Raw genomic sequence first — 22,700 nt, 5'->3', positions numbered from 1 at the left:
GCGTTGAACGAAACGACGGGCGGCGCACCGCCCGCGGACTGACCGCCGTCAGGACGCCACTTTCTCCACCAGCGCCATCTCGTCGCTGGTCATCAGCTTCTCGATGTCGACCAGGATGAGCATGCGTTCGTCCACCGTGCCCAGGCCGGTCAGGTACTCGGTGGACAGGGTGGCGCCGAACTCGGGCGCCGGACGCACCTGGGCCGCGTTGAGCATCAGCACGTCCGACACCCCGTCGACCACGATGCCGACCACGCGGCGGTCCAGGTTGAGGATGATGACGACGGTCTGCTCGTTGTATTCGACGCTGCCCAGGTTGAACTTGATGCGCAGGTCCACGATGGGCACGATGATGCCGCGCAGGTTGGTCACGCCCTTGATGAAGGACGGCACGTTCGCGATGCGCGTGACCGTGGCCGCGTCGTAGCCGCGGATTTCCTGCACTTTCAGGATGTCGATGCCGTATTCTTCCTCGCCCAGCGTGAAGACCAGGAACTCGTTGCCCACGTCTTCGGCGCGCGTGGCCTGGGTGTGCGGTTTGGCTGCCATGATATGTCTCTCCGTCAATTCAGAATGGCTTCGGGCTGGGACCACTTTTCCCGATTGGCGCGCGCCAGCGCTAATACGTCCACGATCAGCGCCACGCTGCCGTCGCCCAGGATGGTGGCGGCCGAAATGCCAGACACCTTGCGATAATTCGATTCGAGATTCTTCACCACCACCTGGTGCTGGCCGACGAGGTGATCGACCAGCAGCGCGAAGCGGCGCTCCTCGGCCTGCATGATGACGGCGATGGCCTGGGTGGGATCGGCCTGCGCCTGGCCCACCGAAAACACCCGGTGCATTTCCACCAGCGGCAGGTATTCGCCGCGCACCTGCATCACGCGCTCGTTGCCGGCCACCGAATAGATCTGGTCGACCTGCGGCTGCAGCGATTCCGTCACATGGTTCAGCGGCAGGATGAAGGTTTCCTCGCCCACCCGCACCGACATGCCGTCCAGGATGGCCAGCGTCAGCGGCAGCACGATGCGCGTGGTCGTTCCCTGCCCCGGCACGCTGGAGAGCTGCACGTGGCCGCCCATGTCTTGGATATTGCGGCGCACGACGTCCATGCCGACTCCGCGCCCGGAGATGTCCGTGACCTGGTCGGCGGTGGAGAAACCGGGCGCGAAGATCAGTTGCCAGATCTCGTCGTCGGGCGAGTTCTCGTTGACCGTCAGCCCCTGGGCCACGGCCTTCCTGAGGATGCGCTCGCGGCTCAGGCCGCCGCCATCGTCGCTGACCTCGATGACGATGTTGCCGCCATTGTGCTGCGCCGAGAGCACCAGCTGGCCCACCGGCTCCTTGCCGGCCGCCACGCGCTTGTCCGGCGTTTCGATGCCATGGTCCAGGCTGTTGCGCACCAGGTGCGTCAAGGGGTCGATGATGCGCTCGATCAGGCTCTTGTCCAGCTCGGTGGCCCGCCCATAGGTCTGCAGTTCGATCTGCTTGCCCATCTTGCCGGCGATATCGCGCACCAGGCGCGGAAAGCAGCTGAACACGTAGTCCATCGGCATCATGCGGATGGACATGACCGCTTCCTGCAGGTCGCGCGCATTGCGCTCGAGCTGCTCCATGCCATTGAGCAGGCGATCGTGCAGCACCGGATCGAGCGTCGAGGCGGTCTGCGCCAGCATCGCCTGCGTGATCACCAGTTCGCCGACCAGGTTGATCACCTGGTCGACCTTTTCGACGCCGACGCGGATCGAGGTCGACTCCTTGTCGGCGTGCGCGGGCGCAATGCTCGGGCGCGCGGCGCGCGCCGGCTCGGCGGCCTGGGCCGCGGCGGGAGCGGGAGCCGGCGTCGGCGTGGCGGCGGCATCCGGCGCGGCCGCTACGGCCGCCTGCGCCGGCGCATGGGCCGGCTCGGCCTCGCGGGCGATTTCCAGTTGGTCCGCGTCGATGATGAAGCAGCACACCGCTTCGATATCGTCCGGCGAGCAGGTCGTGTCGACCCACACCGTCAACGTCTGGCCGGCGCGCTCGCTGGCGCGCACGTCGCCCAGGTTGCCCATTTCCTCCAGCAGCGACTGGGCATCCTTGTCCGAGACCTTGCTGAAACGCACCCGCAACGGCAGGCCCGCCGCCGTCGATGCCGCGGCGGGCTGGGGCGCGGGTTCGGGTTCCGGGTCGGGTTCGGGAGCCGCTACCGGCGCCGGCGCCGCGGCCGCCGGCGCCTGTCCGCCTTCCAGCGCCAGCTGGCGCAACACGGCGCAAATGCGCTCGAACACGGCATCTTCGGGCTCTTCGGAGGCCCGGTAGGCGTCCAGTTGGCTTTTGAGCACGTCTTTCGTTTCCAGGAAAATGTCCACCATGTCGGCGCGCAGTCCCATCTCGCCGCGCCGGATCGCGTCCAGCAGGTTTTCAAGCAAATGCGTGGTTCCGGCCAGCTTCTGGAAGCAGCCGAAAGTGGCCGCGCCGCCCTTGATGGAATGCGCGGCGCGGAAAATCGCGTTGAGCTGCTCGATGTCGGGCGCGCCCACATCCAGCTCGAGCAGCAACTGCTCCATCTGCGCGAGCAGCTCGTCGGCTTCGTCGAAGAATGTTTCGTAGAACTGACTGAGGTCCAGACCTGAACTCATGACCCGTATGCTTCCTATAGAAACCGCTACGCGCCTGGCGCCACGCCAAGCAGCTCCGCCGCCAGATCGACCAGCACATCCGGATCGAGCGGCTTGTTGAGCCAGCCGCATACGCCCAGATCGCGCGCGGCGGCCTTGCTGTCGCCATCGTCCTCGGTGGTCAGCACCAGCACGGGCAGATCCTGGTAGCGGGCCTGCCCACGCAAGCCCCGGATCAGGCCCAGCCCGCCCATGACGGGCATGTTCCAGTCACTGACGACCAGGTCGACAGCCTGCGCCTGGGCCAGTTCGAGCGCCTGTTTGCCGTCGCTGGCGGTCACGACCTGTCAACCCGCCCCCGTCAACGCGGCCTGCACGATCATGCGCATCGTCGCCGAATCGTCCGCCACCAGAATTCTTGCCGTCATGCCTCTCCCTATCGCTACCTGGCGCCCCCGTCCGAGCCGCTGGCCGCCAACTGGCCGGCCAGCGCCGCGCCGACGCCCTGCGCGTCGCGCGCGTTGACATCGGCCGCCGCGGCGTTCTCGTTCTCGATGCGCCGCTGGGTCGATGCATTGAGCACCACCAGACTGATACGTCTGTTAACGGCAGCAAACGGGTCATCTTTAACCAGGCTCATGCTCGAGGCCAGGCCCTGGATGCGCAACACCTTGCCCTCGTGCATGCCGCCGGCCACCAGCTCCTGGCGCGACGCGTTGGCGCGGTCGGCCGACAGCTCCCAATTGCTGTAGGCGCGCTCGCCGCGCGCGTACTGCGACGCGTCGGTATGGCCGGCGATGCTGATCTTGTTGGGCAGGTCGTTGAGCACCGGCCCCAGCTCGCGCAGGATGTCGCGCATGTACGGCTGCACGTCGGCGCTGCCGGTGGCGAACATGGGGCGGTTCTGGTTGTCGACGATCTGGATGCGCAAGCCCTCGGTCGTCATGTCGATCAGCAGCTGTGGCCGGAAATTCTTCAGGACCGGGCTTTCCTCGATCAGGTTTTCCAGGCGGACCTTCAGGCGTTCCAGGCGATGGCGGTCGCGCCGCTCGGCGTCGCCCATGGGCTGGGCCTCGACCCGGTTGCCCTCGGCGCGCCGCACGTCGCCCTGGCTGCGCAGCGGGTCCTGCCCGCCGCCGGGGATCGCGCTGGTCTCGGCCGAGCTGCTGGGGCCGCCGGTCAGGGCCACCCGCAGGGGCATGCGGAAATACTCGGCGATGCCCTTGAGTTCTTCGCGCGGCACGATGCTGATCAGCCACATGACGAGGAAGAACGCCATCATGGCCGTGATGAAGTCGGCGTAGGCGATCTTCCAGCTGCCGCCGTGGTGTCCGCCGCGGCGCACCTTGCGGCGCCGGATCACCACACGGTGATTGTTGACCGTGCTCATGCGGCGGCTCCGTCAGGCGCGGCCGGTGGCCGCGCTCTTGGCCTGGCGCACATGCTCTTCCAGCTCGCCGAACGAGGGGCGCACCGCCGAGAACAGCACCTTGCGGCCGAACTCCACCGCCAGTTGGGGCGGATAGCCGTTCATGCTGGCCAGCAAGGTCACCTTGATGCATTCGAGCACCTTGACCGATTCCGAGGTGCGCCGTTCGATGCGGGCGGCCATCGGCGCCACGAAACCGTAGGCCAGCAGCACGCCCAGGAAGGTGCCGACCATGGCCTTGGAGATCAGGTCGCCCAGGATCGCCGGCGGCTGGTCCACCGCCGCCAGCGCCTTGATCACGCCCAGCACGGCGGCCACGATGCCGAAGGCCGGCAAGGCGTCGGCCACCTGCTGCAGCGCATGGGTGGGCACTTCGCGCTCGTGCCGGTAGGTCTCGATCTCCTCGTCCATCAGCGTTTCGATCTCGAACGAGCTCATGTTGCCGCTGATCATGATGCGCAGGTAGTCCGTGATGAACTCCATCAGCTTGGCATCCTTCATGATGCGCGGATACTCATTGAAGATCGGGCTGGACAGCGGATCCTCGATGTGCGATTCGATGGCCATCAGCCCTTCGCGGCGCGCCTTGTTCAGCAGCACGTACAGGAGCGCCATCAGCTCCATGTACACGTCCTTGCTGTAGGGCGAGCTGCGAAACGCCTCCGGGATCGCCTTGGCGACCAGGCCGAGCGACTTGCGGCTGTTGCCCGCCATGAAGGCGCCCACGGCCGCGCCGGCGATCAGCGTCAGCTCGAAAGGCTGGTAGAGCGCGCCCAGATGGCCGCCCAGGCCGATGAAACTGCCGACCACCGCCAGGATGACCACTGCATAACCGATAACAATCAACACATCAGGCCTCTGCCAACGAAGTCTAGAACCGACGCCAATGATCCCCCCTGACCCGTCGGGCAAAAACGCGGGTTATGGGGGGTTTTCTGGTGCTTTTGGCCTATTTGGAAGTTGGCGCGCTCAAGGCCGCGCCGGCGCGGCGAGCTGCCCGGCGCGCGCGCGGGCCGCCGCGCGCGTCTTGCCGGCCCGGGGCGGCGGCCGGCAGATGGCGCAGACGAAATCGGTCTGCGGATCGTGCGCGTGGGCGATGAAATGCCCGCCGCACTGGCGGCAGCCCGACAGCTGCAGCATGCCGCCGTCGAAGAACCGCACCAGCATCCAGGCCCGCGTGAAGCTGAGCACCGGCTCGGCGGCATCGGCCGGCGCGTGCTCCAGGTACAGGCGGTATGCGTCGATCACGGCCCGGATGCCCTGGCTCGAGGTGCGCTGGTTCAGGAACGTATACACGTTGTAGAACAGCGAGGAATGGATGTTCGGCAGCCAGGTCATGAACCAGTCCACCGAGAACGGCAGCATGCCCTTGGGGGGCGAACAGCCGCGAATTTCGCGGTACAGCCGCGCCAGCCGGTCGTGGCTGAGGCCGGTTTCGGCCTGCAGCACCTGCAGACGCGCGCCCAGCGTGATCATCGAACTGGCAAGCAGGATCTCGTCGGCTTCCTGCGAAACACTCTTGGTGGCCATTGCGCCCTCTTGTTCCTATCTATCCAGCCGGCGCTCAGGCCAGCTCTTCGACAGGCTGGCGCGCCAGCAGGATGGTGGCGTGCGCCTGTTGCAGGGCGCCGCCCAGCACGTCCTGTGTCAGGGCCGACAGGAGGCTGTAATCGTCGAAGCGAAATCGGCACAGCAGCGAGCTGGAGTTGGCCAGCTTCACCAGCTGGGCCGGCGATAGCCGCATCAGGATATCGGCCACTTCATTGCTGAAACCCAGGCGGAACATCGACGCGGCATAGTCGTCGCGCAGCATGCGCTGGGCCAGCAACAGATACGAAAGATTGACTTCCCGAATATCCGCGAGCAAGGAACTATCGGCTGTTTTCACACATGACTCCTGAGACTTAGGCAAGCCGGGGGGCTGAACTCCAGGCGGCGCGCCCCGAGAACCCCGCGCCAGCCTGCTTTCGTCTTAATGCGAAATGTATTATTTCATCGCAATTTGAATGCAATTTACCATGAATTGTGTCATTTTTTATGACTTTTATGACAAAACATTGATATTTTGCAGATTATCTCCGGTAAAGTTACTAACTAGTAACATTATTTGCATTTCGATGTCGGCAATTTCGTAAATAAACGTATAAAAAGTTGCGTTCTTCTCCGAATGAAAAGCGGCTATTTGCCGACAATCTCCCCTTGAAACGACAGGGTCGAACCGGTCCGCGCCCAGCGGCCTGACCGCCAGGCCACTGTCGCCGCCCAGCAACACCCCACCCGTTCGCAGCTTTGTTCGCGCGAGACATCCGCAGACAGAACCTGAATGCCCAACCCCGAAGACAGCCTGGTCCAATATGCCCCGCTGGTGCGCAAACTGGCGCTACAGCTCCTGGCGCGCCTGCCCTCCAGCGTGCAGCTGGACGACCTGGTGCAGGCCGGCATGATCGGCCTGCTCGACGCCGTGCGGCGCTACCAGGAAAGCCCTGACGCGCAGTTCGAGACCTACGCCACCGCGCGCATCCGCGGCGCCATGCTCGACGAGCTGCGCAGCCAGGACTGGCTGCCGCGCAGCGTGCGCAGCAAGAGCCGCCGCATCGAAACCGCCATCCAGCGCAAGGAACAGGAATTGATGCGCGCTCCCAGCGAAGGCGAGATCGCCGAGGAGCTGGGCGTGCCGCTGGCCGAGTACCAGGGCATGCTGGCCGATGCGCAAGGCGTGCAGATCCTGCACTACGAAGATTTCAATACCGACGGCGACAGCGACAGCCCGTGGGCTGAAAGCAGCGCCGAACATGCCGATCCGCTCGACGCCCTGCTCGCCGGCGACCTGCGCCGCGCCCTCATCGACGCCATCGACGGCCTGCCCGAACGCGAGAAGCTGCTGCTGTCGCTGTGCTACGAACAAGGCCTGAACCTCAAGGAAATCGGCGCCGTGCTCAACGTCACCGAGGCGCGCGTGTGCCAACTGCGCGCCCAGGCCACCGCCCGCATCCGCGCCCGCCTCAAGGAGCAAGCCTGGGCCCGCCTGCCCACCGCCCATCACCTGGCGCAGGTGGTATAGGCGCATGCCATGGCCGCGCGGCGCCTGCCTGCCGAGCGCTGCGCCAACGGTGCCAGTCCCCCTGCGGGGACAGGCACCCTGCCCCATCCCATCCGCGCCACACGGGCGCCTGCCGCATCCCGCCCCCGCCGCACGGGCGCCTGTCCCCGCAGGAGCATGCCCTTTGCAGCCAGATTCCCCCGCACATTTCCGAACTTCACTTTTTTTGCTTAAGTCCGTCGCAAACCTGCCGTAATCCAGGCAACAAAGGAAATCGCGGCGCTGTGCAAGCGAAAGTCCGATGTTACAGATGGGCGGCCTAGTTGTGAACTGTCAATAGGTTGTATTCGTCCAGGTTGAGTCTGGAGATGGGTACAGCGCGCCCGATGCCTTGGTGGGGTCGATGCCAGTTGTAGTGGTGTAGCCAGGATTTCATGGCATCGGCTCGGTGTTGGGAGTTCTGGTAGGTGTGAGCGTAAGCCCACTCACGCAAGGCCGACTGGATGAAGCGTTCGGCCTTGCCATTGGTCTGTGGGCGGTAAGGTCGGGTAAAGCGGTGCTTGATGCCCAGCTCATGGCACAGCGCGGCGAAGGCGCGGCTGCGAAAGGCCGAGCCATTGTCGGTGAGCAAGCGCTGGATGGTCACGCCCAGGCGCTGGTAGTAGGCCACTGCGTCCTTGAGGAACTGGACGGCGCTGGGGAAGCGCTCGTCGGGGTGGATGTCGGTGAAGGCCACGCGGGCGTGGTCATCGATGGCCACGAAGACGAAGTCCCAGCCGGCCCCCTCAACGGTATCGCGTCGGTTGCCCGTGACCCGGTGGCCAGGGCGCTGGATACGTCCCAGCTTCTTGATGTCGATGTGCAGCAGATCGCCGGGGGCCTGATGCTCGTAGCGCACCACCGGCTCGGCCGGCTCCAGGTCGGCCAGGTGCGACAGACCGGCGCGGGCCAGGACGCGGCTGACGGTGCTGGCTGACACGCCCAGCGCCTGGGCGATGCGCGCTTGGGTCAGCCGCTTGCGGCGCAGCTCCACGATAGCCAGCGCCTTGGCCGGCGCAATCGCTCGGGGCGAGACCGTCGGGCGCGAGGACGCATCGGCCAAGCCCGCCTGGCCCTGAGCCAGGAAGCGGCCCAGCCATTTGCGCACAGTCGGCGCGGTGACCCCATAGGCGCGGGCCGCTTCAGGCACACAAACTTGATGGGCGATCAATTGCTGGACCATTTCGAGTCGACGTAGGAAGGTCAATCGGGCATGCTTATGGGTGTTCATCCGGCCGGGCTCCTTGAGTGAACTGGGGGGGTGGCGATTTCCAGTTTCTCAAATCCGGTTCGGATGAACCATGCATACAACCTATTGAATCTTCACAACTAGCCGGATGGCTGGACGCCGGCGTGGCCGGCTTTCGCTGCACCGCGCCGCAGCGTCTCGATCCTTCCGACTGGCGCGCCCTGTTCGAACCCTTGCGGGCCAGCCGGCCGGCGCTGCGGCTGCTGGCCTGGACCGCGGGCCTGACGCCGGCGCAATCGGCCGCCCTGGCCGGCGTGGGGTTCGACGGCGTATTCGGCTCGATCCCCTGGTGGTCGCCCGACGCCACGTGGCTGGACGCCGAATCGCAGCGCCTGCGCGAGATAGCGCCGCTGCTCGCCGCCCCGCTCGCCTCGGCCGGCGGCGCGCCGCTGGCGCCCGCCAGCGCGGCCGCGCACGCCGCGCTGCGCGCCCTCTGGGTGGCCGCGCTGTGGGGCGACGGGCTGCTGGTGGGCAGCGAACTGCAGCGCATGATGCCCGCCGTGGCGCGCGCGCTGCGCTGGCGCCGCCAGGCCGCGCCGCGCGGCCGGCCGGTCTTGCTGTGCGGGCGCGATGGCTGGGCCACGCTGATCATCCGCCCGGGCCCGCCCGGCACGAGCCACATGCTGGCGCTGGATCCGCAGGCCGCGCATGAGCCGCGGGTCGACTGGAGCGCCGGCGCCGCGTTGCTGCCGGCCGGCGTGCCTAGGCACCTGGCCGACCCGGTCGAACACTGCGCGCTGTACCGCGTTGCCGCCGAGCGTCCGGTGCGCGCCACGGCGGGCGCGCTGTTGCCCGGCCCGCCCTCGGCGTGCGACCGCGACGCCCGCGTCGTCTTCGAGCACGTCGCGCCTTCGGTGGCGCACGGCAGCCTGGCCGCCAAGGCCCTGGCCCATGTGCCGGTCGAAGTCGGCGTCGACCTGATCTCGGACGGACACGAACAGCTGGCCGGCGAGCTGCAATGGCGGGCCGTCGACCAGGCCGGCTGGCACGGCGTGCCGCTGGCGCCGGGCGACAACGACCGCTGGCACGCGCGCTTCGCGCCGCGCCGGGTCGGCCTGCATGAGTTCCGCGTGTGCGCCTGGCGCGACACCTGGCTGACTTTCTGCCGCGAGCTGCGCCTCAAGCACGAGGCCGACCAGGACATCGCGCTGGACCTCGCCGAGGATGCCGCGCACCTGCGGACAGCCCTGGCGCGGCGCCAGGCGCGCGGCGACGCGCGCCCATCGAAGCGGCCCTGTCCATGCTGAATGGCGGACCGGCGCCGGCCGACGCCGTGGCCGCCCTGCTGCGCGACGGACTGGCCCAGGCCATGTGCGCGCTGGCCGCGCGGCCCTTCATGCACACCAGCGCAAGCCGACCGCTCTGGGTCGACCGCGCGGCCGCCGGCCACGGCAGCTGGTACGAACTGTTCCCGCGGTCGCAGGCCGTGCCCGCCGGCGCGCACGGCACCTTCGACGACGTGATCGCGCGCCTGCCCGCGCTGCGCGCCATGGATTTCGACGTCCTGTACCTGCCGCCCATTCACCCCATCGGCCAGTCGCAGCGCAAGGGCCGCAACAACGCGCTGCAGGCCGCCGCCGACGACCCCGGCAGCCCCTACGCGATTGGTTCGCCCGACGGCGGCCACGACGCCATCCACCCGCAGCTGGGCACCCGGGCCGACTTCGCGCGGCTGGTGCAAGCCGCCGCGGCGCATGGCATGGAAGTCGCGCTGGACTTCGCGATCCAGTGTTCGCCGGACCATCCCTGGCTGCAACGCCACCCCGACTGGTTCGAGCACCGCGCCGATGGCTCGATCCGGCACGCCGAGAACCCGCCCAAGCGCTATGAAGACATCGTCAATGTCAGCTTCTACGACCAGGCCAGCGGCCGCCCGCGCCGGGCGCTGTGGCGCGCGCTGCGCGATGTGCTGCTGTACTGGATCGACGCCGGCGTGCGCATTTTCCGCGTCGACAATCCGCATACCAAGCCGCTGCCGTTCTGGCAGTGGCTGATCGCCGACGTCCACGCCCGCCACCCCGACGTGGTGTTTCTTTCCGAAGCCTTCACGCGCCCGCGCATGATGTACCGCCTGGCCAAGCTGGGCTTCACCCAGTCGTATACCTATTTCACCTGGCGCAATACCCGCCATGAGCTGGACAGCTATCTGCGCGAACTGTCGCGCCCGCCGGTCTGCGAGTGGTTCCGGCCCAACTTCTTCGTCAACACGCCCGACATCAATCCGTATTTCCTGCAGGCCTCGGGCCGGGCCGGCTTTCTCATCCGCGCCGCGCTGGCCACCGCCGGCAGCGGACTGTGGGGCATGTACAGCGGCTTCGAACTGTGCGAGGCCCAGCCGGTGCCCGGCAAGGAGGAATACCTGGACTCCGAGAAGTACCAGTTGCGCCAGCGCGACTGGCATGCCCCCGGCAACGTGACCGCCGAGATCGCGGCGCTCAATCGCATCCGCCGCGCCAACCCGGCGCTGCACAGCCACCTGGGCTACGTGCCGCTGCAGTGCGCCAACGAGCAGGTGCTGACGTTCTGCAAGGCCACGCCGAACCGGGCCAGCGTGGTGCTGGTGGCGATCAGCCTGGACCCCTGGGCGCCGCAATCGGTCCGGGTGGCCCTGCCGCGCTGGCTGTTCGGCCTGGACGACAGCGCCGACCTGCACGGCGAGGACCTGCTCGACGGCGCGCGCGCAAGCTGGCGCGAGGCCGCGCTGGACCTGGAATTGACGCCGCAACGTCCATACCGGCTGTGGCGCCTGTGGTCCCGACCCCTGTCATCCTGAGCGTACCGATCATGCCTGCCACCCATCCCGCTCCCGACCCGCTCTGGTACAAGGACGCCGTCATCTACCAGTTGCACGTCAAGTCCTTCTTCGACGCCAACGACGACGGCGTGGGCGACTTCGCCGGCCTGCTGGCCAAGCTGGACTACATCGTCGAGCTGGGCGTCAATACCATCTGGCTGCTGCCGTTCTATCCGTCGCCGCGCCGCGACGACGGCTACGACATCGCCGACTATCGCGGGGTGCACCCCGACTATGGCTCGCTGGCCGACGCCCGGCTGCTGGTGCGGGCGGCCCACGCGCGCGGCCTGCGCGTCATCACCGAGCTGGTCATCAACCACACCTCCGACCAGCACCCTTGGTTCCAGCGCGCCCGCGCCGCGCGGCCGGGTTCGGCGCACCGCGCCTATTACGTCTGGTCGGACGACGACAAGGCCTATGCCGGCACGCGCATCATCTTCTGCGACACGGAAAAGTCCAACTGGACCTGGGACCCGGTGGCCGGCGCCTATTTCTGGCACCGCTTCTATTCGCACCAGCCCGACCTGAACTACGACAATCCGCAGGTGCTGCGCGAAGTGCTGGGCGCGATGCGCTACTGGCTGGACATGGGCGTGGACGGCCTGCGCCTGGACGCGGTGCCCTACCTGGTCGAGCGGGAAGGCACCAACAACGAGAACCTGCCGGAAACCCACGCCATCCTGCGGCGCATCCGCCGCGTCATCGACAGCGAGTATCCCGGCAGGATGCTGCTGGCCGAGGCCAACCAGTGGCCCGAGGACGCGCAAGAGTACTTCGGCGCCGGCGACGAATGCCACATGGCGTTCCACTTTCCCCTGATGCCGCGCATGTACATGGCCATCGCGCAGGAGGACCGCCTGCCCGTCACCGACATCATCCGCCAGACGCCGTCCATCGCGCCGCAATGCCAATGGGCCATTTTCCTGCGCAACCACGACGAGCTGACCCTGGAGATGGTGACCAGCCGCGAACGCGACTACCTGTGGAACGTCTACGCGGCCGAGCCGCGCGCGCGCATCAACCTGGGCATCCGGCGCCGCCTGGCGCCGCTGCTCGAGCGCGACCGGCGCCGCATCGAACTGATGAACAGCCTGCTGCTGTCCATGCCGGGCACGCCGGTGCTGTACTACGGCGACGAGCTGGGCATGGGCGACAACATCCACCTGGGCGACCGCGACGGCGTGCGCACGCCCATGCAATGGTCGCCCGACCGCAACGGCGGCTTCTCGCGCGCCGACCCCGAGCGCCTGCCGCTGCCGCTGCTGATGGGGCCGCTGTACGGCTACGAGGCGGTCAACGTGGAGGCGCAGCAGCGCGACCCGCATTCGCTGCTGAACTGGACCCGCCGCATGCTGGCCAAGCGCCGCCAGAGCCATGTGTTCGGCCGTGGCGAACTGTCGTTCCTGTATCCGGGCAACCGCAAGATCCTGGCCTATCTGCGCACCTGGGAAGACACGGTGGTGCTGTGCGTGGCCAACCTTTCGCAGGCGGCCCAGCCGGTCGAACTGCACCTGTCCGAGTACGCCGGCCGCGTACCGGTGGAAATGCTGGGCGGCACCGCCTTTCCGCAGATCGGCGAGCTGCCCTATCTGCTGACGCTGCCGCCTTTCGGCTTCTACTGGCTGGACCTGAGCGCCGGCGCCGCGCCGCCCGCGTGGCACAGCGAGCTGCCGCCGCAAATGCCGGAATCGATCACCCTGGTGTCGCGCGGCGCGGGCGCGGCGCTGCGCCTGACCGAGGCATCGCGCCGCCAGCTGGAAGCGGACGTGCTGCCGGCCTACCTGCAGCGGCAGCGCTGGTATGCCGCGCGCCGCAAGCCCGGCGTCATGCGGCTGGCCTACAGCGTGCCGCTGAACGACGACGTGGAAAGCTATTACGAAGCCGAGATCGAAGTCAGCGACGACGGACCGCCGCGCCGCTTCCATACGCCGGTGGCGCTGGCCTGGCAGGACGATACCGCCGCCCAGTATCCGCTGGCGCGCGTGCGGCGCGGCGCGCAGCTGGGCACGCTCACCGACGCCTCGCTGCAGCCCGGCTATGCGCGCGTGCTGCTGGCGGCCCTGACGGCCGGCCGCGATATCCAGGCCGGCGGCGAGCCCGCCGTGCGGCTGCGCTTCCTGCCCGAGCCGGGCCTGGCCGACCTGGCGCTGCGCGATGACAGCGAGGTGCGCGCGCTCAGCGCCGACCAGTCCAACAGTTCGCTGCTGGTCGGCGAGCGCGTCGTGTTCAAGCTGCTGCGCGAGCTGCATGCCGGCCCGCACCCCGAAGCCGAGATGACGCGCTACCTCACCCAGGCCGGCTACGCGCATACGCCGGCGCTGCTAGGTGTGAACTGTCAATAGGTTGTATTCGTCCAGGTTGAGTCTGGAGATGGGTACAGCGCGCCCGATGCCTTGGTGGGGTCGATGCCAGTTGTAGTGGTGTAGCCAGGATTTCATGGCATCGGCTCGGTGTTGGGAGTTCTGGTAGGTGTGAGCGTAAGCCCACTCACGCAAGGCCGACTGGATGAAGCGTTCGGCCTTGCCATTGGTCTGTGGGCGGTAAGGTCGGGTAAAGCGGTGCTTGATGCCCAGCTCATGGCACAGCGCGGCGAAGGCGCGGCTGCGAAAGGCCGAGCCATTGTCGGTGAGCAAGCGCTGGATGGTCACGCCCAGGCGCTGGTAGTAGGCCACTGCGTCCTTGAGGAACTGGACGGCGCTGGGGAAGCGCTCGTCGGGGTGGATGTCGGTGAAGGCCACGCGGGCGTGGTCATCGATGGCCACGAAGACGAAGTCCCAGCCGGCCCCCTCAACGGTATCGCGTCGGTTGCCCGTGACCCGGTGGCCAGGGCGCTGGATACGTCCCAGCTTCTTGATGTCGATGTGCAGCAGATCGCCGGGGGCCTGATGCTCGTAGCGCACCACCGGCTCGGCCGGCTCCAGGTCGGCCAGGTGCGACAGACCGGCGCGGGCCAGGACGCGGCTGACGGTGCTGGCTGACACGCCCAGCGCCTGGGCGATGCGCGCTTGGGTCAGCCGCTTGCGGCGCAGCTCCACGATAGCCAGCGCCTTGGCCGGCGCAATCGCTCGGGGCGAGACCGTCGGGCGCGAGGACGCATCGGCCAAGCCCGCCTGGCCCTGAGCCAGGAAGCGGCCCAGCCATTTGCGCACAGTCGGCGCGGTGACCCCATAGGCGCGGGCCGCTTCAGGCACACAAACTTGATGGGCGATCAATTGCTGGACCATTTCGAGTCGACGTAGGAAGGTCAATCGGGCATGCTTATGGGTGTTCATCCGGCCGGGCTCCTTGAGTGAACTGGGGGATCGGCGATTTCCAGTTTCTCAAATCCGGTTCGGATGAACCATGCATACAACCTATTGAATCTTCACAGCTAGGCGAGGTCGTGCGCGTGCAGGGCGACCAGGCGCCCCATACGCTGGCGCTGGCCCACGCCTACGTCGTCAACGAAGGCGATGCGTGGAACTGGACCGTGGCCTACCTGAAACGCACGCTCGACGCCGCCATACTGACCGGCGCCAGCGCCGACGACTACCAGCAGGAACTGGCCGGCTACGAAGTGCTGGCCGGCACCATCGGGCAACGCCTGGCTCAGATGCACTCGGTGCTGGCGCGCGCCGGCGAACTGCCGGGCTTCGCGCCGCGGCCGGCCAGCGAGCGCGACGCCGCCCTGGCGGGCGAGCGCGCGGTGGCGCAGCTGGACCGCGCGCTGCAGGCCTTGCGGGCGTGCGAGAGCGGGCTCGCCCCTGCATCGCACGCCTGCGCGCAATGGCTGTTCGAGCATCGCGACCGGCTGGCGGCCCACATCATGACACTGGCGCAGGCCGAAACCGGCGCGCTGCGCATCCGCGTGCACGGCGACTTCCATCTCGGCCAGATCCTGGTCGCGCAGACCGACGCCTACCTGATCGATTTCGAGGGCGAGCCGGCCCGGCCCATGGCCGAGCGCCGGCAACTGAGCAGCCCGTTCAAGGACGTTGCCGGTATTCTGCGCTCGTTCGACTATGCGGTGGCCGAACTCAGCCGCGACGATCCGCTGGGCGGCGCGCCGCGCGACTTCAACACCGGCGTGGCCGAGCCGGCCGACCCGGCCAGCGCGCCCCGGGAAACGCGCGAGGCGCTGCTGGCGCGCTTCCGGCAGCGCGCCGGCGCGGCCCTGCTGGCCAGCTATGGCAATGCCATCGACCCCGTGCTGGCCTTGCCGCCCGAGCGTGCCCAGGCGCTTACCTGCCTGTACCTGCTGGAGAAGGCCGCCTACGAAATCTGCTACGAGTCGGCCTACCGGCCCGAGCGCCTGCCGGTGCCCATCCATGGCCTGGCCGAAACCGCCCGCGCCGCGCTGCTGGCGGCCGCCGTCGACCACGATGAAGGACCGGCGCCATGATGCGAGATTCGCCTTCCATCCAGGGCACGCTGGACGCGGCCACCCAGCACGCGCTGCTGGCCGGCCGCCATGCCGATCCGTTTTCCGTGCTGGGGCCGCACCAGGCCGGCGCGCATACCGTGGTGCGGGTGCTGGCGCCCGGCGCGCGCACCGTGATGGCCGTGCTGCCCGGCGGCCAGCGCACACCCTTGCTGCCCATGCAGCCCGGCCTGTTCGAAAACACCGTGCCGGGCCTGCAGCCGGGCGCGCCGGCAGCCTACCGACTGTGCATCGAATGGGAGGGAGGCATCCAGCACACCGCCGACCCCTACGCATTCGGGCCGGTGCTCGACGCCGCCCAGCTCGACCATTGCGCGGCCGGCGGCTGGCGCTACCTGGCCGGCCTGCTGGGCGCGCACGCCGCCAGCGTGGACGGCTGCGCGGGCACCCGCTTCGCGCTATGGGCGCCCAATGCCCGGCGCGTGGCGGTGGTGGGCGATTTCAACGGCTGGGATGGCCGGCGCCACGCCATGCGCCTGCGCTATCCGGCGGGCGTCTGGGAGCTGTTCCTGCCCGACGTGGGGCCGGGCGCGCGCTACAAATTCCAGGTGCTGGGCGCCGACGGCCATACCGTGCTCAAGGCCGACCCGCTGGCGCGCCAGGCCGAGGCGCCGCCTGCCACCGCGTCCATCGTCCCCGACGAACGCCCCTTCGCGTGGACCGACAAGGCCTGGATGGAACAACGCGCGGCGCGCCAGCGTTGCGACGCGCCGATCTCCATCTACGAAGTGCATGCCGGCTCCTGGTTCGACGACGCCGGCGCGCCGCGCTGGCAAAACCTGGCCGCCCGCCTGCCCGAATACGCGCGCTCGCTGGGCTTCACCCATATCGAGCTGCTGCCCGTGATGGCGCATCCCTTCGGCGGTTCGTGGGGCTACCAGCCGCTCGGACTGTTCGCGCCGGCGGCCGCGCACGGCGCGCCGGCCGACTTCGCGCATTTCGTCGACCGTTGCCACGAGGCCGGGCTGGGCGTCATCCTGGACTGGGTTCCGGCCCACTTCCCCGACGACGCGCACGGGCTGGCGCGCCTGGACGGCACGCCGCTCTACGAGCACGCCGACCCGCGCGAAGGCCGCCATCCCGACTGGAACACGCTGATCTACAACTACGGCCGCCGCGAGGTGCGGACCTTTCTCATCGCCAGCGCCATCCACTGGCTGCGCCATTACCATGTAGACGGGCTGCGCGTGGACGCGGTCGCGTCCATGCTGTATCGCGACTACAGCCGCCCGGCCGGCCAGTGGATCCCCAACCGCCACGGCAGGCGCGAGAATCTCGAAGCCATCGACTTCCTGCGCGAACTCAACGCCGCCGTGGGCGTCCAGTGCCCCGGCGCCATCACCGTGGCCGAGGAGTCCACCGCCTGGCCCGGCGTGACCGCGCCGGTGGCCAACGGCGGTCTGGGCTTCGACTACAAGTGGAACATGGGCTGGATGCACGACACGCTGCGCTACATGCGGCGCGATCCGATCCATCGCCGCCATCACCACCACGATCTCAGCTTCGGCATGGTCTATGCCTATGCCGAACGCTTCGTGCTGCCGCTCTCGCATGACGAAGTGGTGCACGGCAAGGGCTCGCTGCTGGGCAAGATGCCGGGCGAGCGGGCCGCCCAGCTGGCCCAGTTGCGGCTGTACTACGCCTTCATGTGGGCCCATCCCGGCAAGAAGCTGCTGTTCATGGGCGGCGAGTTCGGCCAGCAAGGCGAGTGGAACCACGACGCCATGCTGCAGTGGTCGTTGCTGGACGATCCGGCCCATCGCGGGCTGCAGCGCCTGGTCGCGGATCTCAACCACGTCTACGCCACCCTGCCCGAACTGCATTGCCGCGACGCCGACCCGAGCGGCTTCGCCTGGATCGTCGGCGACGACGCGGACAACAGCGTGCTCGCCTTCGCCCGCGTGGACGCCAGCCATTGCCTGGTGGCCGTGTGCAACTTCACGCCGGTGCCGCGACCGGGCTATCGCTTCGGCGTACCCCACGCGGGCGACTGGCGCGTACGCGTGGACACCGGGGCGACGCGCTACGGCGGCGCCGGCGGCGGTCCGCCCATCTGCCTGCGCAGCGAACCCATCCCGGCCCATGGGCACCCGCAATCGCTGGTCCTGGACCTGCCCGGCTTCACCGCGCTGTACCTGCGCCACTCGGAGTAAAGCCATGTATCCGTCGCTGCCCGACCGACTGCTGCCCGGCCTGCCCGCCCCGCTGGGCGCCACCAGCGACGGCCTGGGCGTGAATTTCGCCGTGTTCTCGGCCAACGCCGCGCGCATCGAGCTTTGCCTGTTCGACGCGCGCGGCCGCAAGGAGCTGGCGCGCCTGCCCATGCCCGAATGCACCGACGAGGTGTGGCACGGCTACCTGCCCGACGCGCAGCCGGGCCTGGTCTACGGCTATCGCGCCCACGGTCCGTACAACCCGCGCGCCGGCCATCGCTTCAATCCGCACAAGCTGCTGCTCGACCCGTACGCCACCGCCCTGACCGGCGCGCTGCGCTGGTCGGACGCGCTGTTCGGCTACCGCATGCAGCACCCGCGCGCCGACCTCAGCATGGACCGGCGCGACAGCGCCGCCGGCGTGCCCAAAGCCGTGGTGACCGAGCCGGCGTTCCACTGGGGCGCAACGCGGCGCCCCGCCGCGGCGTGGGCGCACACGGTCATCTACGAAGCGCACGTGCGCGGCGTGTCCATGCTGCGCAGCGACCTGCGCGAACCCATCCGCGGCACCTGCGCCGCCCTGTCCGACCCCCGCTTCATCGACCATCTCCACCGACTGGGCGTCACCGCGCTGGAACTGATGCCGGTGCATGCCTTCCTGCAGGACCGCACCCTGGTCGAACGCGGGCTGCGCAACTACTGGGGCTACAACACCCTGGCGTACTTCGCGCCCGAGCCGGCCTATCTGGCCGACGGCCAGCCCCACGACCTGCGGCGCGCCATCCGCCGCCTGCACGCGGCCGGCATCGAAGTCATCCTGGACGTGGTCTACAACCACACCTGCGAAGGCAACGAACTCGGTCCCACGCTGTCGTGGCGCGGGCTCGACAACGCCAGCTATTACCGGCTGGTGCCCGGCGACGAACGCCGCTACATCGACGACACGGGCACCGGCAACACCCTCAACCTGTCGCATCCGCGCGTGCTGCAGATGGTCATGGACTCGCTGCGCCATTGGGCCGTCCACTACCGCGTCGACGGCTTTCGCTTCGACCTGGGCGTGACCCTGGGCCGCGAGGGTACCGGCTTCGATGCCGGCAGCGGCTTTTTCGACGCCTTGCTGCAGGATCCGGTGCTGGCGCGCGTCAAGCTGATTTCCGAACCCTGGGACGTCGGCCCCGACGGCTACCAGCTGGGCCGCCACCCGCCCGGCATGGCCGAGTGGAACGACCAGTTCCGCGACACCGCGCGGCGCTTCTGGCGCGGCGACGCGGGCATGGCCGGCGCGCTGGCGACGCGCCTGACCGCCTCGCGCGACGTGTTCGACCACCGCCACCGGCGGCCCTGGAGCAGCATCAATTTCGCCGCCGCCCATGACGGCTTCACGCTGCAGGACGTGGTCAGCTTCGCCGAGCGCCACAACGAGGCCAACGGCGAGGACGGCGCCGACGGCCACGGCGAGAACTACAGCAGCAACTGGGGCGTCGAGGGAGCCGCCAGCAGCGCGGCCATCCGCGAAACCCGCGCCCGGGTGCAGCGCGCCCTGCTGGCCACCGTCATGCTGGCCGACGGCACGCCCATGCTGCTGGCCGGCGACGAGTTCGGCAACAGCCAGGGCGGCAACAACAACGCCTACTGCCAGGACGGCCCGATGGGCTGGCTGGACTGGGCCGTCGCCCAGAGCACGCCGGGCCGCGCCCTAACCGCCTACGCCGCACGGCTGGCGGGGCTGCGCCGCGCCCACCCCAGCCTGCGCGCGACGCGCTACGGCGACCCCGCGCACCAATGGCAGGAAGGCCTGGGCGCCATCGACTGGTTCAATGGGCGGGGCGCGCCCATGACGTCCGCGGACTGGGACGCGCCCGAAGGCCGTCTGCTGGTCCTGCGCCGCGCCCTGCCGGACCCGGCCCAGCCTGGCCGCGTCGACGTCACCCTGCTGCTGTGCAACGCCGCGGCCGAGCCGCGGCCCTGCGTCCTGCCGGCGCCGACGCTGGCCTGGACCCTGGCGCTCGACAGCGCCTCGCCCGAGGCGCCGGCCGCGCCTTGCGATGGGGGCGAAGCGATCGTGGGCGCGCGCGCCGTGCTGCTGTTGACGGCGTCGGTCGACGGCGCGCACGCGCCATGAACGAGCCAGCGCCCCTCGGCGCGACCGTCTGCGCGCCCGGCAAGATCCGCTTCCGGCTCTGGGCCCCCAGCGCGCCGCCCGCGCTCGCCCTGGAGATCGAAGGCCGCGCGCCCATCGCCCTGCGGCCCGGCCCCGACGGCTACGCCCAGGCCATCGTGGACGGCGCGCCCGGCCTGCGCTATCGCTATCGGCTCGCCGCGGATTGCGTCGTACCGGACCCCGCCTCGCGGCTGCAGGACGGCGACGTGCACGGCCACAGCGTGGTGGTCGGACCCGACCGCTATCCGTGGCGCCACACCGGGTGGCGCGGCCGTCCCTGGCAGGACAGCGTCATCTACGAAGCGCATGCCGGCCTGTGCGGCGGCTACGCCGGCCTGCGCCGCCGCCTGCCCGAGGTGGCGCGCCTGGGCGTCACGCTGCTCGAACTCATGCCCATCGCGGATTTTCCCGGCCCGCGCAACTGGGGCTACGACGGCGTGCTGCCGTACGCGCCGGACACCGCCTACGGCACGCCCGATGAACTGAAGGCCCTCATCGATGCGGCGCACGGCCTGGAGATGGGCGTCATGCTGGACGTGGTCTACAACCACTTCGGGCCCGACGGCAATTACCTCCATCGCTACGCCGCCGACTTCTTTGACGCGCGCGCCGACACGCCGTGGGGCGCGGCCATCGACTATCGGCAGCAGGCCGTGCAGCGCTACTTCATCGACAACGCGCTGTACTGGCTGCGGAAATATCGTTTCGACGGCCTGCGGCTCGACGCCGTGCACGCCATGGGCCGCACCGACTGGCTGGCCGGGCTGGCCCGCGAGGCGCGCGCGGCCTGTCCGGACCGCCGCGTCCACCTCGTGGTGGAAAACGACGCCAACCAGGCCAGCCTGCTGGAACAGGGGTTCGATGCCCAATGGAACGACGACGCCCACCATGTCCTGCACCATCTGCTGACCGGCGAGCGGCAAGGCTATTACGCCGACTACGCGCAGGCGCCCGCCGCGCTGCTGGCGCGCGCGCTCGGCGAAGGCTACGTGTACCAGGGCCAGGCCGCGCCCACGCGCGGCGGGCGCGCGCGCGGCGAGCCCAGCGCGCACCTGCCGCCGTGGGCCTTCGTGCTGTTCCTGCACAATCATGACCAGGTCGGCAACCGCGCCGACGGCCTGCGGCTGACCTCGCTGCTTGCTCCCGGCTCGCCGGCCCTGCGCGCGGCCATCGCGTTGCAGTTGCTGGCGCCGCACATTCCCCTGCTCTTCATGGGCGAAGAGTACGGCTCGACCGCGCCCTTCTTCTACTTCACCAGCCACGGTCCCGAGCTGGCCGCCGCGGTGCGCGCGGGCCGGGCGCGCGAGTTCGCGGCGTCGATGCATGATTGCGATCCCCCGCCCGATCCGAACGATCCGGACACTTACCGCCGCTCGTGCCCCTGGCCGCCGCCCGGCGCCGAACGCCAGGCCTGGTTCGAGTACTACCGCGAACTGCTGCGCCTGCGCGCGCGCCTGCTGGGCGAGCGCCTGACTGGCGCGCGCGCAGACGGCGCCGCGGCGTTGGGCCCGGCGGCGGTGCGCGCCGCGTGGCGACTGGGCGATGGCGCCCGGCTCACGCTGTACGCCAACCTGCTGCCCGGCAGCGTCATCGTGCCCGCGCCGCCGGCGGGCCAGCTGGCCTATGCCACACTAGCTGTGAACTGTCAATAGGTTGTATTCGTCCAGGTTGAGTCTGGAGATGGGTACAGCGCGCCCGATGCCTTGGTGGGGTCGATGCCAGTTGTAGTGGTGTAGCCAGGATTTCATGGCATCGGCTCGGTGTTGGGAGTTCTGGTAGGTGTGAGCGTAAGCCCACTCACGCAAGGCCGACTGGATGAAGCGTTCGGCCTTGCCATTGGTCTGTGGGCGGTAAGGTCGGGTAAAGCGGTGCTTGATGCCCAGCTCATGGCACAGCGCGGCGAAGGCGCGGCTGCGAAAGGCCGAGCCATTGTCGGTGAGCAAGCGCTGGATGGTCACGCCCAGGCGCTGGTAGTAGGCCACTGCGTCCTTGAGGAACTGGACGGCGCTGGGGAAGCGCTCGTCGGGGTGGATGTCGGTGAAGGCCAAGCGGGCGTGGTCATCGATGGCCACGAAGACGAAGTCCCAGCCGGCCCCCTCAACGGTATCGCGTCGGTTGCCCGTGACCCGGTGGCCAGGGCGCTGGATACGTCCCAGCTTCTTGATGTCGATGTGCAGCAGATCGCCGGGGGCCTGATGCTCGTAGCGCACCACCGGCTCGGCCGGCTCCAGGTCGGCCAGGTGCGACAGACCGGCGCGGGCCAGGACGCGGCTGACGGTGCTGGCTGACACGCCCAGCGCCTGGGCGATGCGCGCTTGGGTCAGCCGCTTGCGGCGCAGCTCCACGATAGCCAGCGCCTTGGCCGGCGCAATCGCTCGGGGCGAGACCGTCGGGCGCGAGGACGCATCGGCCAAGCCCGCCTGGCCCTGAGCCAGGAAGCGGCCCAGCCATTTGCGCACAGTCGGCGCGGTGACCCCATAGGCGCGGGCCGCTTCAGGCACACAAACTTGATGGGCGATCAATTGCTGGACCATTTCGAGTCGACGTAGGAAGGTCAATCGGGCATGCTTATGGGTGTTCATCCGGCCGGGCTCCTTGAGTGAACTGGGGGGGTGGCGATTTCCAGTTTCTCAAATCCGGTTCGGATGAACCATGCATACAACCTATTGAATCTTCACAACTAGCCGGCGCGGGCCAGGACCTGGTCGCCGGCGTGCTGCGCGGCGGCTGCGCGCTGGCGCTGTGGGAGCCCGCGCCATGAGCGAGAACCAGGCCCTCGCCCGGCTGTGCGCGCTGGCGGGCGTCTCGCCGC

At 68.8% G+C, this 22,700-nt stretch carries 15 protein-coding genes and 3 pseudogenes; 8 read left to right on the top strand and 10 right to left on the bottom strand.

The window, feature by feature from the left end:
• Positions 1 to 48: 48 nt before the first annotated feature.
• From cheW to flhD, 7 genes and pseudogenes are all read right to left on the bottom strand, one after another.
• Positions 49 to 549 carry a chemotaxis protein CheW gene (gene cheW, locus BN118_RS07450; protein ID WP_003811919.1) on the bottom strand — a complete coding sequence of 167 codons (501 nt, stop codon included), beginning with the start codon at positions 547 to 549 and terminating at the stop codon, positions 49 to 51.
• Positions 550 to 563: 14 nt separating this feature from the next.
• Positions 564 to 2,621, bottom strand: a complete 2,058-nt coding sequence (cheA, locus tag BN118_RS07445) for a chemotaxis protein CheA (protein ID WP_014905676.1) — start codon at positions 2,619 to 2,621, stop codon at positions 564 to 566.
• Positions 2,622 to 2,647: 26 nt separating this feature from the next.
• Positions 2,648 to 3,028: pseudogene (locus BN118_RS07440) on the bottom strand (response regulator).
• 14 nt (positions 3,029 to 3,042) lie between these two features.
• Positions 3,043 to 3,990, bottom strand: coding sequence for a flagellar motor protein MotB (gene motB / locus BN118_RS07435; protein ID WP_003817154.1), 948 nt, complete (start codon positions 3,988 to 3,990; stop codon positions 3,043 to 3,045).
• 12 nt (positions 3,991 to 4,002) lie between these two features.
• Positions 4,003 to 4,878 (bottom strand): flagellar motor stator protein MotA, encoded by an 876-nt coding sequence (gene motA, locus BN118_RS07430; protein WP_003811927.1) that lies wholly within the window; start codon positions 4,876 to 4,878, stop codon positions 4,003 to 4,005.
• A 120-nt stretch (positions 4,879 to 4,998) separates the two neighbouring features.
• Positions 4,999 to 5,559, bottom strand: coding sequence for a flagellar transcriptional regulator FlhC (flhC, locus tag BN118_RS07425; protein ID WP_003811929.1), 561 nt, complete (start codon positions 5,557 to 5,559; stop codon positions 4,999 to 5,001).
• A gap of 34 nt (positions 5,560 to 5,593) precedes the next feature.
• A complete protein-coding gene (flhD, locus tag BN118_RS07420; RefSeq protein ID WP_010930143.1) occupies positions 5,594 to 5,917 on the bottom strand; it encodes a flagellar transcriptional regulator FlhD in 324 nt (107 codons plus the stop codon).
• Positions 5,918 to 6,352: 435 nt separating this feature from the next.
• Here flhD and BN118_RS07415 point away from each other — a divergent pair, with 435 nt between their 5' ends.
• Positions 6,353 to 7,090 carry an RNA polymerase sigma factor FliA gene (locus BN118_RS07415; RefSeq protein ID WP_003811933.1) on the top strand — a complete coding sequence of 246 codons (738 nt, stop codon included), beginning with the start codon at positions 6,353 to 6,355 and terminating at the stop codon, positions 7,088 to 7,090.
• Between the two features lie 298 nt (positions 7,091 to 7,388).
• Here the strand turns inward: BN118_RS07415 and BN118_RS07410 are convergent, their stop codons facing one another.
• Positions 7,389 to 8,339, bottom strand: a complete 951-nt coding sequence (locus BN118_RS07410) for an IS481-like element IS481 family transposase (RefSeq protein WP_005012808.1) — start codon at positions 8,337 to 8,339, stop codon at positions 7,389 to 7,391.
• Between the two features lie 92 nt (positions 8,340 to 8,431).
• Between BN118_RS07410 and BN118_RS21355 the strand changes: the two are divergent.
• A pseudogene (locus tag BN118_RS21355) lies at positions 8,432 to 11,130 on the top strand (maltotransferase domain-containing protein); the annotation flags it as partial.
• A gap of 11 nt (positions 11,131 to 11,141) precedes the next feature.
• Positions 11,142 to 13,478: pseudogene (gene treS, locus BN118_RS07395) on the top strand (maltose alpha-D-glucosyltransferase); the annotation flags it as partial.
• Here the strand turns inward: treS and BN118_RS07390 are convergent.
• Entirely contained in the window at positions 13,473 to 14,423 is a 951-nt protein-coding gene (locus BN118_RS07390) for an IS481-like element IS481 family transposase (RefSeq protein ID WP_005013747.1), read from the bottom strand. The pseudogene treS and the gene BN118_RS07390 overlap by 6 nt on opposite strands.
• 17 nt (positions 14,424 to 14,440) lie before the next feature.
• On the opposite strand from BN118_RS07390, the gene BN118_RS07385 reads away from it, so the two are divergent.
• The 4 genes from BN118_RS07385 to treZ are packed head-to-tail and all read left to right on the top strand — an operon-like array spanning position 14,441 to position 21,540.
• Positions 14,441 to 15,532 carry a putative maltokinase gene (locus tag BN118_RS07385; RefSeq protein WP_080019426.1) on the top strand — a complete coding sequence of 364 codons (1,092 nt, stop codon included), beginning with the start codon at positions 14,441 to 14,443 and terminating at the stop codon, positions 15,530 to 15,532.
• Entirely contained in the window at positions 15,529 to 17,724 is a 2,196-nt protein-coding gene (gene glgB / locus BN118_RS07380) for a 1,4-alpha-glucan branching protein GlgB (RefSeq protein ID WP_010930307.1), read from the top strand. Before BN118_RS07385 ends, glgB begins: the two co-directional genes overlap by 4 nt.
• A 4-nt stretch (positions 17,725 to 17,728) precedes the next feature.
• On the top strand, positions 17,729 to 19,849 hold the full coding sequence (glgX, locus tag BN118_RS07375) for a glycogen debranching protein GlgX (protein ID WP_010930306.1): 2,121 nt from the start codon (positions 17,729 to 17,731) through the stop codon (positions 19,847 to 19,849).
• Entirely contained in the window at positions 19,846 to 21,540 is a 1,695-nt protein-coding gene (treZ, locus tag BN118_RS07370) for a malto-oligosyltrehalose trehalohydrolase (RefSeq protein ID WP_014905675.1), read from the top strand. Before glgX ends, treZ begins: the two co-directional genes overlap by 4 nt.
• Here the strand turns inward: treZ and BN118_RS07365 are convergent.
• Complete coding sequence (locus BN118_RS07365; protein WP_014905674.1) at positions 21,520 to 22,470, bottom strand: IS481-like element IS481 family transposase; 951 nt, start codon at positions 22,468 to 22,470, stop codon at positions 21,520 to 21,522. The genes treZ and BN118_RS07365 overlap by 21 nt on opposite strands.
• 17 nt (positions 22,471 to 22,487) lie before the next feature.
• Between BN118_RS07365 and BN118_RS20525 the strand changes: the two genes are divergently transcribed.
• Positions 22,488 to 22,649: a hypothetical protein gene (locus tag BN118_RS20525; RefSeq protein WP_197536196.1), complete on the top strand. Its 162-nt coding sequence runs from the start codon at positions 22,488 to 22,490 to the stop codon at positions 22,647 to 22,649.
• Positions 22,650 to 22,700 lie beyond the last annotated feature (51 nt).

It is taken from the genome of Bordetella pertussis 18323 (genome assembly GCF_000306945.1).
Lineage (GTDB): Bacteria > Pseudomonadota > Gammaproteobacteria > Burkholderiales > Burkholderiaceae_B > Bordetella > Bordetella pertussis.
Note: the sequence above shows the minus strand (reverse complement) of the source record. Positions and strands in the feature narration are given on the sequence as shown.

What these genes read in the sequence shown, in the direction of transcription:
- BN118_RS07390 (WP_005013747.1), bottom strand. Translation starts at nt 14,423, where the DNA reads ATGAACACCCATAAGCATGCCCGATTGACCTTCCTACGTCGACTCGAA.
- BN118_RS07365 (WP_014905674.1), bottom strand. Translation starts at nt 22,470, where the DNA reads ATGAACACCCATAAGCATGCCCGATTGACCTTCCTACGTCGACTCGAA.
- motB (WP_003817154.1), bottom strand. Translation starts at nt 3,990, where the DNA reads ATGAGCACGGTCAACAATCACCGTGTGGTGATCCGGCGCCGCAAGGTG.
- cheW (WP_003811919.1), bottom strand. Translation starts at nt 549, where the DNA reads ATGGCAGCCAAACCGCACACCCAGGCCACGCGCGCCGAAGACGTGGGC.
- BN118_RS07415 (WP_003811933.1), top strand. Translation starts at nt 6,353, where the DNA reads ATGCCCAACCCCGAAGACAGCCTGGTCCAATATGCCCCGCTGGTGCGC.
- flhC (WP_003811929.1), bottom strand. Translation starts at nt 5,559, where the DNA reads ATGGCCACCAAGAGTGTTTCGCAGGAAGCCGACGAGATCCTGCTTGCC.
- BN118_RS07410 (WP_005012808.1), bottom strand. Translation starts at nt 8,339, where the DNA reads ATGAACACCCATAAGCATGCCCGATTGACCTTCCTACGTCGACTCGAA.
- cheA (WP_014905676.1), bottom strand. Translation starts at nt 2,621, where the DNA reads ATGAGTTCAGGTCTGGACCTCAGTCAGTTCTACGAAACATTCTTCGAC.
- glgB (WP_010930307.1), top strand. Translation starts at nt 15,529, where the DNA reads ATGATGCGAGATTCGCCTTCCATCCAGGGCACGCTGGACGCGGCCACC.
- treZ (WP_014905675.1), top strand. Translation starts at nt 19,846, where the DNA reads ATGAACGAGCCAGCGCCCCTCGGCGCGACCGTCTGCGCGCCCGGCAAG.
- glgX (WP_010930306.1), top strand. Translation starts at nt 17,729, where the DNA reads ATGTATCCGTCGCTGCCCGACCGACTGCTGCCCGGCCTGCCCGCCCCG.